8 protein-coding genes are annotated in these 15,089 nt (G+C 66.9%); 1 reads left to right on the forward strand and 7 read right to left on the reverse strand.

Going from position 1 to position 15,089, the window contains the following annotated elements:
• Positions 1-14 precede the first annotated feature (14 nt).
• On the forward strand, positions 15-203 hold the full coding sequence (locus V6D49_RS14835) for an AbrB/MazE/SpoVT family DNA-binding domain-containing protein (RefSeq protein ID WP_340560180.1): 189 nt from the start codon (positions 15-17) through the stop codon (positions 201-203).
• A 63-nt stretch (positions 204-266) separates the two neighbouring features.
• On the opposite strand, the gene V6D49_RS14840 is transcribed toward V6D49_RS14835, so the two are convergent.
• From V6D49_RS14840 to V6D49_RS14870, 7 genes are all read right to left on the reverse strand, one after another.
• Positions 267-2,276, reverse strand: coding sequence for an AIPR family protein (locus tag V6D49_RS14840; protein WP_340560182.1), 2,010 nt, complete (start codon positions 2,274-2,276; stop codon positions 267-269).
• Positions 2,269-3,279 carry a PD-(D/E)XK motif protein gene (locus V6D49_RS14845; RefSeq protein ID WP_340560183.1) on the reverse strand — a complete coding sequence of 337 codons (1,011 nt, stop codon included), beginning with the start codon at positions 3,277-3,279 and terminating at the stop codon, positions 2,269-2,271. Before V6D49_RS14845 ends, V6D49_RS14840 begins: the two co-directional genes overlap by 8 nt.
• Entirely contained in the window at positions 3,276-6,044 is a 2,769-nt protein-coding gene (locus V6D49_RS14850; protein ID WP_340560185.1) for a Z1 domain-containing protein, read from the reverse strand. Before V6D49_RS14850 ends, V6D49_RS14845 begins: the two co-directional genes overlap by 4 nt.
• A gap of 72 nt (positions 6,045-6,116) precedes the next feature.
• Positions 6,117-7,592: an ATP-binding protein gene (locus V6D49_RS14855; RefSeq protein WP_340560186.1), complete on the reverse strand. Its 1,476-nt coding sequence runs from the start codon at positions 7,590-7,592 to the stop codon at positions 6,117-6,119.
• A 299-nt stretch (positions 7,593-7,891) separates the two neighbouring features.
• Positions 7,892-8,545 (reverse strand): hypothetical protein, encoded by a 654-nt coding sequence (locus V6D49_RS14860; RefSeq protein ID WP_340560188.1) that lies wholly within the window; start codon positions 8,543-8,545, stop codon positions 7,892-7,894.
• 998 nt (positions 8,546-9,543) lie between these two features.
• Positions 9,544-11,442: a hypothetical protein gene (locus V6D49_RS14865; RefSeq protein WP_340560189.1), complete on the reverse strand. Its 1,899-nt coding sequence runs from the start codon at positions 11,440-11,442 to the stop codon at positions 9,544-9,546.
• Positions 11,442-14,897 (reverse strand): helicase-related protein, encoded by a 3,456-nt coding sequence (locus V6D49_RS14870; RefSeq protein WP_340560191.1) that lies wholly within the window; start codon positions 14,895-14,897, stop codon positions 11,442-11,444. Before V6D49_RS14870 ends, V6D49_RS14865 begins: the two co-directional genes overlap by 1 nt.
• Between the last annotated feature and the right edge of the window lie 192 nt (positions 14,898-15,089).

Raw genomic sequence — 15,089 nt, forward strand, 5'->3', positions numbered from 1 at the left:
GCCACACTTTGCCCATGCTCCGGGAACCCGTCGAACTCAGCGTCGACGACCACGGCCGTGTCGAGTTGCCGCTCGGGTTGCTGGCGGAAGCCGGCATCTCACCGGGCGCCGAGCTCGTCGCCTTCAGCAACGGTGACGGCCGCATCGTGCTCAGGCGAGCGGAGGACTCGATCAGGGACCTGATCGAGGAGGGGCATCCCTGACCCTCTGCTGTGGTGGACCCGCGACAGGCGTACGGGCTTCGTCGCGGGCGTTCCCTCCTCTTCCTACGGGGCCGGGGTGAACCCCAGCCCCAGAGCCTCATGGCGCGTGCGTAGCGCCTGCACGGCCTGTGCCTCGGGAACGTCCTCGCCGAGCTCGAGGCGCTTGCCCACGAAGTGAGCCAGCTGCCGCTGCCACGGTTCGAGGACCCGAGTCTCCTTGGCCCAGTCCCCGATCGCGTACCACTCATCGGCAGGAACCAGCACGGCCTCATCGCTCGCACCCGTCTCGTTGCCGGTGCCGCCCGCGAGAGCGTCCTCGTCCAGCGGCTTGTCACGCAGCTCGTGCGAGAGTGCGGGAGGGACGGTCCAGGGCACCTTCGACACTGCGTCCCAGCAGGCGACCTTCTTGGCCCACTCACCGACGTGGTTCCCCGCCAGCGGGGTGGTCACCGCTCTCATGACCCTGGGACAGAGGTCGTGGACCGCGGCCATCACGACTGGCGAGAGGGCCTGCTCCCGCCAGATCTGGTCGAGGTCGATCCGACGGTCGGTCGCCAGGGACAGCCGGGCCACGGTGTATGTGGTGATCATGCTCTTGTGGCTGCCGGCACCGTGGATCGCAGCGATGCGGTCCACGGCCTTGAAAAGGACAGCCATGGCGATAACCCGCTGGCAGTACCGGAGGTCCACACGCGGCGGAGCCTCGTCGACATGCAGCATGAACTCCACGAAGTTCTTCTGGGCACCCCGGCTGACCATGTGGGGCAGTCGGTGCCACGAGTGGACGTACTTGGCCAGATCTGCCTTCGTGAACTTCTGCTTCGAGGGGTTGAGCCTCCTGAACTGCTTCTGCCGAGCGGGGGTCCGGGCCTTCGCCAGGGCATCCGTGTACTGGCCGCGGGCCCTCTCGTAGAACCAGTGGGTCTCCTGGCCACTGCCGTCGATGGCGGGTGCCCACAGGGAACGGGTGATCCGTTGCATCTCCACGTGGTACTCGTGGTTCGAGCTGAAGTCGACCTGGGTCACCCGGTTCTGGGTGTTGGAGTACTCCGAGATCTTCGGCACGATCTCCGCGAGCCGGTCCGGGGCGACCTCGGTCAGCTTCATCTGGACCCGTACCTCGGACAGGTCGGCCTTGTCCCGCGTGAGGGCATGGTGGAGCGAGGCGGTGGTCTGCCCCCCGTTCACGATCTGGAGGCCGTGCACCCCGGAGATGTGGGTGGGTATGCCATCCGGCCCCCGCACGAGGTCGACCTGCGACGCGGTCGCCGTGATCCCGTTGTTGTAGGCGAGGAACCGGCCCGGCGCGTGGAGCAGGGTTTCCCTGATGCCTTTGTTGACCGCACCCCGGGTCTGGAGGAAGGAACGGACGTTCAGCTCCAGGAGTCGTGTGTCGTACTCCGCGTACAGCTCGGCGAGCATCTGCCCGGGAACGACTGCCAGGACCACCGAGTGGTCCTCCTCGGAGCTGGGAGCCGCGACGCAGGGAAGCGGCGGGGAGAACGGCACAACGATCGGCTCGCTGAGGGCTCCCGAGGTCGCGTGACGGTGCAGCCGTGCCAGGTCCCACACCTCGTGGGTCACCGGCAGGCCGTCGAGTTCCGTGGCGGAGACCTCGGTGTGGGTGGCCACCCTGTTGCTCAGCAGGAAGAGCCTGACCCGGTGGATCTCGGTGAGTGCCTTGGCGACGGCCGAGCACATGTCGTACACGTCGGAGAACGGCTCGAAGTCCTTCTGGAGCCCGTCCCGGCACCGCACGGCGAACGACAGAAGACGCCTGAAGTACGTCTCGACCGGTCCCTTGGTGAGCCTGGTGTCCAGGGGAGCGAGGTGGAAGTCCGTCACGAACAGGTCCAGGGACTCACCCGACTCCCCGATGCCGTAACCGTGCACGAGGAGGCCGTGTGCCTTGTGGTAGGCGGTGAAGGCGTTGGAAACGACGCCAGCCTCCTCCAGGTCCTCGAAGACACGCCGGGTGAACGTCTCGGGAGTGGTTGCCGCCTCGGCGTCGGCCGTTGCCTGGACGTCGGCCAGCAGGCTCCTGGAGAACTCTGCGAGATCGAGCTCAGCCATCCGATCCCCCGATCAGTTCCTTCACCTCGTCGGCCCCTGCCCTGTAGGCGTCCAGTACTGACACGTCCAGGCGGTAGGAGCAGTCGCCGACGCCCTCAGGGAGGTCGGACTCGACCAACCGCGGGAAGTTGTCCCGCACGTGCCAGAACCTCAGGTCACGAAGCGTGTAGCGGGGCTCGTTGTACAGGTCCCGCTGCACGGGCAGGTACCCGGCCTGGATGAGCAGGCCGTCGAAGCGGGTCCGGGCGGCGGGGTCGGTGAGCTGCCTGCGTATGTCGTCCACGCGTCTGTTCAGGCTCTCCCCCGTTCCTCCCCGACGCTCGTCGAGCTGGACGAGACCGAGCAGGAGCGCTGCCGTGCCCGTTCCGTCGAGCTGACGCTCGCTGGCGATCCGGATGCTCCGAGGCCGCTTGGCGGTGCTTGCCTTCGTCTCCACGGCGACGTCGGGCATCTCGAAGTCCTGGTTCGTCCCAGTGGGGCCGGTCCATGCTGCTACGGCCTCGGCCGGGGACAGCTGGGTGAGCAGCACGTTCCCCAGTACCAGCAGCTCTCCGTAGAGCCCCCGACGCGCCTCGACTGTCAGCCCGTCCCTGCCCACGGCGCTCAGGAGCTCCTGCCACCTGCCGAACCGCTGCACCGCGGCGGAGAGGGCGCCAGCGGCGTCGGGGGCGTCCCTGGCGACGTCGGCGACGTCGGCGACGAGCGGGTTGAACACCTCATTGAGATCGTTGGTGGTCAGGACCAACTGGAGTTCGTACTCGATCCGCGACACCGCGCTCAGGTTCATCTCGATCCCGGCGGCCTTGGGCAGGCGGCTGACCGACCGCACGATCGGGTCGGCCGAGCGGGCATCCGTGCGAAGAACCAGCATGCGCTGACGGCCAGGGTGGGAGACAGCAAGGTGGATGTCGAGGGGTGAGTCCGTGTACAGACTGATGCTGGACCGCCCCGGAGTGTCCTGCGGGCTCTCCAGCGTCTGCCAGTCATCCTCGGTGACGCTCACTCGTCGTCCTCCTCTGCGAGGGTGTAGACGTCCTCCTGGAACCAGATCGGGTTGGCGACGTACTCGGTCTTGGACTGGTACTCGGAGTGCGGGAAGCTCAGCTGGAATCCGACGAGGGGCGCCTTCGTACCCGCGCTGTCGGCGTCCGGGACCGCGATGGGGTAGATCAGCAGCAGGCCCTCTTCGGTGCGGCGCTGCCGGCGGATGTACGGGCCGGCCGGGGTTTTCGACCTCGACTTCTTCTCCTGCTCGTTCGCCGTGATCCCCGCAGCCTTCTCCGCTGCCTCCCTTTGACCGTCGTCGAGGTCGATCAGCTCGTCCGGCGGGCTCAGCACGCGGCGGATCGTGTACCTGCCCTCGGCCCGGAAACCCTCAGGGTTGAGGGCCTTGCGCGTAACGAGGCCGATGGTGTGGCCCGCAACATCCCTCAGCTCCTTCGACTTCGTGCTGCCGACCAGGACCACGGTCCAGTTGTCGAGCTCGCCGACCTTCGTGCACTGCTCGATGTACTTGGCGATGAGCCGGGGACGCACACGCTGCGCCATACGGTCGGCCTCGTACGAGGTCAGGAACTCGGCAACGACGTCGGCTGGCACACCGTCCCACTTGACGTTGCCGTTCGTGGAGGGCTGCTCGGCGTCACCACTCGCGTCCAAGCGACGGACGAGGGCTTCCAGCGCCCCGAAGTTGTGGTCGACGGCCCTGTCGGCGAGTTTGAAGATCACGGTCTCCGGTCCCTCACCGGAGTAACTAAGCATGATCTTCGTGCCCTGACGCATCTTGTTCGGCGCGGTCACGGTGAGCCCCAGAGAGGAGGAGCGGACCTTCAGGCCGAACTCCGTCGGGGTGAGGCCACGGGTGGCCATCTCCTCGACCTCCCTGCGCAGCTCGTCCGTCGCGGAGGTGACCTCCACGTAGGCGTCCTCGAGTGCAGGGGTGGTGTACAGGCGGCACAGGTCCTCGTGACGGGGACGGTAGCCGAACCACCGGCCCATCTGCAGCAGTGTGTCGTATGTCTTCGAGGTCCGCAGGTAGTAGCTGACGGTCAGTCCCTCGAGCGTGAGACCACGGGAGAGTTTCTGCCCACCGACGGCAATCACGGAGAGCCCGTTCCTCCGGTTCTCGTAGTAGTCGAGGGCGTCCTTTGAAGCTCCGTTGACGGTCTTGACCTGGATCTTCCTGAGGGCAGGCAGAAGCTGTTCGGAGACCTGCTCCCAGGTGACACGCTCGGCCTGGTCCGCGGGGAAGCAGTCGGTGGTGGGTTCGAAGTCCCTTTCCCAGAGAGCTCGGAGCTCGGCGCGCAGCTCGGGAGCCTTCCCGTACCGGTCACGGATCGTGTCCACGATAAGTCGCAGGTGGTCGTCGACCTGGTCTCGGACTCGGGCCTGTACCGAGGTGAAGCGGGTGACGTGCACCAGCATCGAGTTGTGTACCTTCGTCTGCCCTCGGGCCCGCCGGGCGGCGCAGGAGAGCACGAACGAGAGGATCGCCTTGCGCAAGGATCCCGGGAGGGGCTCCCCCGGACCATCACCGGCCTTGTGTTTGGGCGGCAGCCAGGCGTCCGCGTCGTTCACGTGCCGGACGAGTGGGAGAGGTTCCACGTCGGCGTCGTCCTCGTCGTCCACTTGGAGCCCGAAGACCCTCTCGGGACCGAGGTAGTTGGTCGGCGAGGGAAGACTGCGGATGAAGCTGGCAGGAAAGAGGTCCTCTCCCGCCTCGGAGTGCTCCGCTTCCGGGTCGATGTATATGTTGGCGAAGGGGGTCGCTGTGTAACCGACGTAGGCGGACTTGTCGAAGCTCCTCATGAGCTTGCGGATTTCCGCGTTCGTCTTGGTCGGATCCGCCTCGGGATCTCGCACCGTGTTGATGGAGGCATTGTCGGCCTCGTCGTCGATGACGAACAGTGGAAGGTCCTTGACGGTCTTCTCGCCGTTCTCGTTCTCGGTCCCGTGGACGTCCAGCACCCACTTGCGGACGTATTCAAGGATCTTGTAGTGCTTCTTGACCACTAGGACGACGGGGAAGCTGCCCAGGGGGAAGTTGATCGCCTTGGCAGTGGCAAGCCCGAAGTCGCCCTTCTCCCCGCTGTTGGTCGGCGACGCGATCTTGAACTCCTTGACCAGCGAGGGCATCTTGCCCACACCCATCGCACGGGACCGGCCGTCCTGGTCCGATCGGCTCTGGTGCTGGGTGTCAAAACCCAGGAGGCCCTCGTCGATCCGGAGCTGAGTCTGGCTACGGAGGTCGTTGTGGATGCCCGCGAGAACCACGACGAAGCGATATCCGGCGTCCACGGCCTTCGCAGCGAGACCGATGTACTGGCCGGTCTTGCCGGACTGCACCTGCCCGATCACGAGCCCCCGGCGCCGCCACGGGCCGGGACGTCGCGGGTCCTCCAGCTGGCTCAGCACGTCGTCCGAGGTCTGGTCCAGGCGACGCACTACCCAGGGCGGGAGACTCACCACGTCCTCAAGGTACCTGCGGTACCGCTCCCAGAAATCCCAGTCGCGGTCGATCTTCGCCTCGGGCAGCCACGGCTCGTGCCCCTTGGCGTCCGTGAGGGCGAGGGAACGCTCCTGGAAGACTGCGACCAGGGTCCGGATCTCCTTGACCAGCAGCTCCCGGTCGACCTCTTCCCCCTGCGCAGCCAGCAGGCCGAAGATGGCATTGACCGCGTTCTGTACCTCCTCCGCCCCCGGCTGCCGGTCCTGTGGCAGGAAGCCGAGGACCAGGCGCTTGGCCTTGGCCATCGAGTCGTCAGACACGTCACTCACGGGGACCTCCAGCAGGACACGGACGGTACGTACGGAGAGTAAGGGCGACCCCTGACAGTCTGGTCACCTGCTCCAGAAGCCATGGAGCTGATCGAAGGGCGACATCGTTCGGAGCCTCTCCCGCGCGGCGGCCGGCGAACGCCCGCCCCGGACCAGTGACTCGTAGATGCGCTGTGCGACCTCGATCGCCTCGGCATCCGCGACACCGGGGCCGCCGAAAGGTTCGGGATCGTCGCTGCTGTCCGCCTCGTGCATCACCCGGAGAGCCGTGACCGGGATCGTCTCTTCTAGGAGCCGGACCAGGGCACGCACGTCCGCGGTGCTAGCACCTCCAGGACGCAGGGCCGCCTCCACCAGTGGATGGCTGCGGTTGATCTTGCAGACGACCCTGCCATCGGGGCGACGTACGAGCCACGCGTACGAAAGGGGATCGCCATGCGTCCGTGCGGCCACCTGGCCACGGTGTCTCAGGGAGTCGGCGGCTGTGGACCGCGCCTTGCGTGCGATGCGGTCGAGATGCGGCCTGAGGCCGACGGGCGGGACGACGCTCGACTTCCTCACGTCCACGCCCCACTCCGTGTCCGTTTCGGCGGGGATGTCGACGGCTATGCGCGCCAGGTTGTACTTCTCCTCCCTGCGCATGCCACGTTGTCCCAGCCAGTCTCCCGCGAGGATCAGCCGGTTCCTGCGGTAGACGTAGAACCCCTGTTGGTCGAGCCAGCCTCCGGGGCCGGCAGCCCGGTCGTGCTCCTCCGGAGTGAGCCTCTGCGCGCTGGGCAGGACGAAAGCCTCGACCCTCACGAGGCTTCCGTTCAGGGGGAGTTCCTCCTCCGGCAGACGCTGCACGGAGGGGTGACTGCTCATGAACGGGTCCCAGGGCTCCACGAGGGCGCCGCGAACCTGCAGCCTCCGACGGCGGGCCCCGGTGAGGAAGCGGGCGAAGACCATGCCGAGATGCGACTCCGTGCGCGTCGCCTCCGCGTAGAACTGCTTCTGGGTGCGCTCGTCATCCGTGCTGACGCCGTCGGTGCGATATCCGTTGAGCCGCCGCCAAAGCACGATGGTGCCGCAGGCGGACGAGCTTCGAAGCCTGTCGAGCACGGCCGTGGTGTCGTCGTCGGCCCCGTGAAGAAGGCGCCACTGGCCGGACTCCTCGACGACGTCGAGGTCCCATGTGCGAGTGTGCCACTCCCCATCCCTGGCCGTGGTCACGGTCAGCTGCCTGGCCTGGGAGAAGGAGGCCGACTTGAGGCCCACCCCGAAACGTCCCAGGTCGCCGGACGCGCGTGCGGTCGCGGGTCCGCGGGCAGCCACGGTCATGGCCGTGATGAGCTCCTCGACGGTCATGCCCCAGCCGTCGTCGACCACGGCGATCCACGAGTCCGCTCCTGCCCAGGTGAACTCCACGTCAATGTTCTTCGCCTCGACCGAGATGCTGTTGTCCACCAAGTCCGCGACGGCTGCTGGCAGCGAGTAACCCAGCGAGCTGAGCGAAGCCACCATGCCCGCTGGCTCGGGGGCGGCAATGTCGTACTTCATATGTGCCCGGCTCTGCTTCCCCGTGACGTTGTTCTCCGGAGGGTGACCGTCCCGGAGACTCGGTGAAACCGGGCGGATGCGACCCCCGGCGAAGAGGGATCACTGCGTGCGTTCGTCCGCTCAGGGCGACACACCCCACCACCAGTCGATGCTACGGGAGCAGCACCGCATGCTGGCCGGAGTTCGCCGGACCCGTGGTTTCGGGAGGTGGGCTGGAGTCGGGACTTCCTGTCCGTCCCGGCAACGGCTTCGGACCTGCTCACGCAGTGATCCCGACAGGCCGTCCATTTCGTCGCCCTTCACTGGAATCGGGGGCGCCAGTGGCCGGGAACCAGCCCCAGCGCATCGAGATGGACCTGACGGCTTCCCACGGGGAAGGATCTCTTGGCGACCTTGAAATGCACCCCTTCGGTCGGTAGGTCGGGCCTCACAAGCACGTCTGACAAGGTCCTCAGGTCGGGTGGCGTTCCCAGAGCCTGTACATAGCGAAGGGACGTGACATGCATGGCCTGCGCTGGGAGCGCGCGCAGGCAGAGCTGCTGTGGGGTGCCGACGCACCAGGTCCAGTCGATCGAATCGAAAGGTGGCCAGCCGCTCGGCAGCAGGGCTGTCGCCGTTCCCGCGCGGAGTTCATCTCTCAGCCGGTCCAACTGGCGGGCGGCAGAGGAGGCCCAGTTCTCCACCTTCATCGACTCGGGTAGTGACAGCGCCTCGATCGGCCACTTGATCTCGAAGCACAGGCCCACACGTCTGGCCGGGTCCACGGCGACCACGTCCAAGTCGTCGGCAGATCGGCCGTCGGTTCTCGTCGCGGGCACTCGCTCGGCGGCCAGGGCACCTGGGGTCGCGCGTAGCCATTCGGTCCATGCGGTTGCACGGTTGCCCAGCTCACGTCCGATACGGCCGAACCCTCGGGAGTCGTAGGCAGCGGAACGAAGCATGATCGGGTCCACCGCTCGGGGAGTGATCAGGGGCGGACAGATGATCGCGGCGTCACCCGTACGGTACTAGCGGTGACGTCCTGCACGAACGCCCGGTGCGGTAGGTGAGCCTCTCCACTGCCAGGGTCTGATGAGTCTCGGACACGGTTGGGCACATGTCCGCGAGGAGGGCCATCAGCCGTGGAATCGGCATGTGAGCGAGGGTTGACTCCAGTCTTGAGAGCCGGTGCGCGGTCTCCTCGCACAGCGAGGCGAGCCCCATGATCACCGCCAGGACGCGGACCATGTCTCCGGCGGTCATCCCCTCGCCGAGGGGGAAGGTGTCGGAGACCTGGCCCTAGGGCACCGCCTTCCGGTCAGCCTCGATGGTCACGGTGGCGCGGTTGACGGCAGCCTCCAACACGTCCCCTGGCGGCCCCTTCCGAGAGCTGGCGCTCCTCGTGGAGATCCACCGGCGTTCTGTCTCGGACAGTTTCGGCAACTGCGTCGGAACCGAGGCTTCTGCGAGGAACGCGTCGGCGACCTCGACGGCGGGGTTCCAGCTGTGACGCACACGGAAGCCCCCTCCAGCCAGACGTACCTGGTAGGCGCCAGTTCGGACACCGGTCTCCAGGCGGTCCCAGTGCTGGGCTGCGGCGGCCGCGCCGTGACCTCGCCGGCAGCGGACTCAGAGCCCGGACCCGTGCCGAGCATGAAGTCGTGGTGCCATTGGACGAGTTGGGAGAGGACGCTTTCCCACGGCAGATCGGACTCGACACCTGAGGCGATCTCCATGGCTCGCAACCTGATCGCCGTGCGGAGCAGGTCGTAGATCCTTTCCGACCCTGACTGCCAAGCCGGGTGCGCACCTATGCGGGCACGCGCGTCGGAGACTACCTCCAGGAAATCCAGCTCGGGCTTCACGGAGACTCCGAATCGTCCATGGCTGACGGTTGGTTGGGAATTTCGCGCACGCTCGGAATGTGGTGGGGGAGAGTGCTGGTTCAGTTCCCGCCCCCAGCACCGGTGGTTCACAGGGTCGGATCCCAGTACCCGACCCTGGAACCATCGGGAGATCCGAACAGATGCCAACGGGAGAGGTTCCGGTTCCAGGACTGGCAGGCGGTCTCGGGGAGTTGGAGACAGCCGTGATCCGCACCCTCGTTGGTGATCATGCAGTTCGGGTCGTACAGACACGCGTCGTTGTCGACGGCACGGCTGACGACCGCGTCCAGATTCTGTTCGAGTACCGTCCGCATGGCACCGAGGCTGAAGTCGCTCCCACCGTTGGGGTAGATGGCGAATGCCAGGTCGTACGGGAAGAGGTACTCGGACAGGCTCGTCTCGCTGTAGCCGCTGTCGACCGCCAGAGCCCGGAGCAGCTGGTGGGCCAGGGAGTGAAGCAGGCCGAACAGCTCGTGAACAGGGAGATCAGGGTGCCCGGGTTCCGGCCGGGTCTCGTGAGAGAGGGCTTGGCCGTCGCTGGGGCCCAGCTGGTGCACCAACCACTTCGTGACGCCCCCTACGTCGTCCAGGGTGCTGCGGCTCACGAGCTCGTTGCGGACCAGCCACCGGCTTACCCGTTCCCGGTCCACGGGGAAGAGGAGAGCCTCCGCCTCTGTGGGGTGGGCGTAGAGGAGGGTCTTCTCGGGTGCACCTCGTGCGGCACGTCCCCGATAGGGCACCAGGTCGGCCTCCTCGGGGCTGAACCCCGTCCGGCTGTATCCGATCGCGAGGTAGGTGATCGGGAGATCACTGATCAGGCAGGTCTCCTGACCGAGTCCGGCAGCCCCCAGTACGCCGGGGTACCGCTCGTACAGGGCGCGGCGCTCGGGGTTGCGGGCTTCCCGCTGCAGGCGGGGGACACCCAGGCGCTCCAGGTTCAGGACCCGACGATAGGTGTGCAGTTCGGCCGCAAGCCCGCGGGCGTCGTCGCTCTCGGTGTCCAGCCCGAGGGCTTTGCTCACACTGTCCCGCAGATGGTCCACCTCGACCGGCATGAAGCGTGCCCGGAGTGCGCGTGCCTGATCGTTCAGGCCGGCCTCCTCCATCGCACGGATGCTCTCGACGACCTCGTCGGGGACGTCCACCGTGTGCCCGTCCGTGAGCCGCCGGAACTCGTCCTCGGTGATCTCACCGAGCCACCAGCCGAGCACGGCAGCCGTGTACAGGGGGTTGCTCTGCCGGGTGGCCTCTTCTGCCGTGGTCACGTTCACGAGCGTCAACCCCTGCCCGACATGCGCCGTGCCCGCGGTGTGGAGCAGCGGGTGCATGAACTTGTCCGGGTAGCTGCACGAGGAGTTGCTGCAACTCCACTGTACGGACAGTGGAAAGCCACAGGTCATGCACTCCCACCGGAAGTCACGGAACCGACTCGCGCGGTCGTCCAACCTGAACCGGGTATGTCCCCTGGGGCACTTGCTCGGTGGGTACATGGGCGACATCTCGCCACACTTGTGCGCGAAGACGAACTGAAGCTGTCGATTCCCGACTGCGTTGCCACAGGTGGGGCAGGCCGGTGGCCAGTCGTCCGTTCCGGGCCGTGGGTCACTGGACGTCCAGACATGTCCGCACCCGCCGCTCGAGCAGCGCACCACCCGAGGCCAGATGCGGCAGAAGACCTTGCCCGGGACCACGACCTCGTAGTGGCGATCGGCAAGCCGGTCCTCGTCCCCGGGGAACTCCGGCGCCCGGTCAGCTCCGGCGGAGAGCGCACGGCCGGCGGCCCGCCATCTGCGCACGAACCGCATCGCCTCCTGCACCAGGTGGTCCCGGTCGAGCGAGGGACCGTCGAACTCCTCGTCACGCCCGAACTGCACTACCTGGGCCGTGTAGCCGCCGCGGTGGTCGAAGGTCTGGCCGGGGCGGTACCGGTAGAGAACCTGGCCCCGGTCCCGGGCCATGTCGTCGTTCCTGGGATTGAACGCCATCACGACCTCCTGCTGTCGGACACGACGTGGAACGGGATGCCCTCGGAGACGTCGCGGAGGCTCGTCATGGGCCGGTACTCGAGGCCCAGGTAGTCGCCAGTCGCGCGGTATCCCCGGTTGTTCCCGCCCGTGAGACCGGCGGAGGCACCGGCGGAGCGGAGGCTCGCCAGGGCGTGCTCCACCATGTCCTCGAGATCAGTGCGGAGTTCCTGCCCCTCCGGTCGGTCCGACTGGAAGACGGAGTGCAGCACCTCCAGCAGCTCGGTGAGTTGGACTCCTTCCAGACCCCCGCCGGAAGGGGTACGGAGTGCGGCCTGCATCTTCGAGAGGTCGTGCAGGTGGCCAGGGGCGTTACCCGCCCGCCACCAGTCACGGTTCGCGATCTGGAGAAGTTGCCCCATCAGTATCCCCGGCAGGGTCTTGCGAACCGCGAACCTGCTCCAGCGGTTGATGGCCACCGGTTCGACCATGCGGTCGAGGTACTCGTGGAACTTGCCGTGATAGCGGTAATGCGACCGGTCTCTCTCCCTCACGGGGTTGAAGAGCATGAAAACGAGGCCGTGGTAGGCGCGGCCCACCCTCGACGACGCCTGGATGTACTCCGCCATGGACCGGGGCATGCCGTTGAACAGCATGAGGTTCAACCGGTCCACGTCGACTCCGTGGCTGACCATGCTGGTGGCGACGACCATGCCCGTGTTGCCGTTGGTGCTTCCCAGGTCGTCGAGGACGCCGCGCACTTGGTCCAGGCGCGTTTCGCCCTTGAGCTCGGCCACCCTGAGATCGGGAAAGCCCTCCCTGCGCAGGGCCTCGTTGACCTGAGTGTCCAGCGAACGACGGATACGACCGAAGTCGACCAGAGTGGTGGCGTACGTGAGGCTCGTGCGGTAAAGGTCGACGACTGCGCGGAGCTCGTCCTCCGACCAACTCGCGAGGGCGGGGGGAAGATTCTTCCGCCGGTCGAGTTTCCACAGTGCCCGGTGGGCGGACGTCAGGATCCTGACCAGAGTCATCTCCGCCGTGCCGCGTGTTGGCATGACTCCGACGAAGCGACGGAGCGGAAGGCTCCGGTCGAGGCGCCAGTAGAAGCTCTCGTCGAGGTTGGGCCCCGGGAGGGGCACCACCACCGACCTGAGACCGAAGAGGTGCTCACTCTGGCGGTCCTCACCCCGGATGGTGGCCGTGGTGGCGATCACCTTCATCCGAACACCCCGACCGTCGGGACGCTGCCGAGACGACAGAGTGCGCTGCACCTCGGCCAGGAGGCCCTCATAGTGGCCGGAAAAGGCTCCGAGTTCCTCGTTGACCATGTGGAGCTCGTCGATGATCTCCAGCGACGGGGAGGGGTCGTAGAGAGGCTCTCCCAGGGGCTGGGGCGGGGTCTTCGGATGACCCGGCGCATGACGCTCGTGGCACTTACCACCCCGACCGAAACCGTGGGGAGGGCACCAGCAGTCCACGTCGCCGAAGAGGGCGCCGAACTTGTCCGACAGTCCGATATTGGCGAGCTTGTCCAGGGTTCCGACCACGACGGTCGGCAGGTACCGGTAGATCTCGGTGTCGACGACGAGGATCGGCAGGACCTTCCCGCACGCCTCGTTGCCGCAGACGTGTTGGAGCCTGAGCCGCTGTGGGTCGGGCGCCGGGATGCGTACTGACCGCTCACCGCAGTAGGGACAGTCATGGACAAGGCGGTACGCATGCCGTTCCTCCTCGCTTGAACGAAGGCGGTCGATCATGCGGTCTGCGATCAGCGAGTTGGGGGTGTTGCCGCCACCGGCGTAGAAGCCAATGAAGAACGGCCAGCCCGGGGCGCCGCCAACCTCCCTGAACAGGTCAGCGTTCTCGCTGCGGACCGTCTCGGCGGCGGCGACCACGTCGAGCTGGCGTTGCGTCTGCTGCAAGGTCAGCAGTCGCAGGGGGAAGCGACACCATGCCGAGACCCCTACTGACTTACCCCTCGCACGGTCGTAGAACATGCAGACCAACACCAAGCCGAGATACGCCTCGGTCTTGCCGCCGCCGGTGGGGTACCAGACGACGGTCGCCGCCTCGGTCGGATCCACGTCGTGTTCGTCGCCCCAGAGGCCAGGTGTGAAGAGGTCCTCGGGGTGCTCCCGCCAGGCCAGGGAACTGAGCTGGCTGACGATGGCGACCAGTTGGAAGAGCCTCCACCCACGGCTGGGCTGCTTCCGTCGCTTGTTGAGCTCCACCATGGACTCGTTGGCCAGCCGGAACGCTGTCAGGAGACGCCTGTCTTTTTGAAGCCAAGCGACACCGTCACGGAAGCGGGCGACCTCCAGGGCCGCGGCCCTTCGGTCTGCCTCCTTACGCTGGGCCAACTCCGGCCTGTCTTGCAGATCCTCGGTGCTCCAGGCAGGCGCCCCCAGGTACGCCTCCATCTCGTCGGCGAGCTCGTCGAGAACGGGAAGCGGGTCGGCCGAAAGTGTCGCGTAACTCCAGCGCTCATCGGTTCTGGCCACGGCCCGATGGGTGTCGTGCTGAGGAACGGGCACGCTGCGTACGGCCACGAGCCTGCCTTCGTGCCACCGGGGCTCGACACCGCAGTTGTTCGCGTACGCCCCGAGCTCTCCGGAGTAGCGGTAGGCGTCGGCACCGAGGTCCATCACGATGGGGAGGAGATGGTCGCCCTGGATCTCCAGCTCCGCGCGGAACAGGGCGTTGTCCCTGGTCTCGTCGCGACGGGTACGGCCGGCGTTGCTGCCTCGTCCCTGGACGGTCACGACGGGATCGGTGGCGAGGTTCTGCAGAGTGGCGGTCACGCGGAGCCGCCCGGACGCGACGGGCCTTGACGTGACGACGACGTGCGCGGCGGGAGAAGGCACCACGGGGTCCCCGCCCACCTCCCGGGTCAGCCACTGTTCAAAGGCCCCGTCGTCTGCCATCGCGCCAGGTGGGACCAGCCGCTCTCGGCGGTCGTTCCCGACACGGCGGTCGATCCGAGGATCTTGGAGGGCTACCTTCACGGCGTCCGTGAAGGCGCGCCGGAACTCAGCTTCCAGGGTCTGACGCAGGCCGGCCTCGTGTCCCAGAACGATGTCCACGGGCCCGACGGTCACAGTCAGTCGTTTGAACAGAGGGGCCAGCCTGTACGGCTCCTCGCGCTCACCGGCCCACTCCAGCTGCTGCGCTCGGGTCGGAAGCGCCGCGTAGTAGAACGATGCCCGAGCCTTGACGGTGATGGAGCTGGCGTTCTCGGCCTCGAACTCGAACCCGAGACTGTCCGGGGTCGTGCGGCCATACCGCGGGGCGGCTCCGCCCGGTTCGACGGCGTGCGGGCCGAGGCTCTCCATGAAGTACCGAGCACTTGGGGGCTCGCCCAGACAGACGTCTCCCTGGGCCTCGCCGGTCGCATCGCTGACCACTGCGTTGACGAGGTGGTCTACGAGAGCGGTCTGCTGGGCGACGCTCGGCTCGAACGGGGGGATGGTCACCGCGCCCCCCTGTCGGATCCGACAGGCTCTGCCAAGAACAGGGGAAGGGGGCGAGTGCCCGCACATGCAGGGCGAGGCGAGAGCCGCGATGGCTCAGAAGGGCGCGCCGGTTCGGGCGGACATGCCGAACCGGCCCGCAGGACATGAATGTCCACGGGATCTCCAAGGCTCGCGAGTCAGAAGCCGCCATGG

Origin of the sequence: Streptomyces sp. GSL17-111 (assembly GCF_037911585.1) — a bacterium.
Classification (GTDB): domain Bacteria; phylum Actinomycetota; class Actinomycetes; order Streptomycetales; family Streptomycetaceae; genus Streptomyces.

Coding starts and splice junctions, on each gene's coding strand:
- V6D49_RS14865 (WP_340560189.1), bottom strand. CDS start 11,442: ATGGCGTTCAATCCCAGGAACGACGACATGGCCCGGGACCGGGGCCAG.
- V6D49_RS14855 (WP_340560186.1), bottom strand. CDS start 7,592: ATGAAGTACGACATTGCCGCCCCCGAGCCAGCGGGCATGGTGGCTTCG.
- V6D49_RS14840 (WP_340560182.1), bottom strand. CDS start 2,276: ATGGCTGAGCTCGATCTCGCAGAGTTCTCCAGGAGCCTGCTGGCCGAC.
- V6D49_RS14835 (WP_340560180.1), top strand. CDS start 15: ATGCTCCGGGAACCCGTCGAACTCAGCGTCGACGACCACGGCCGTGTC.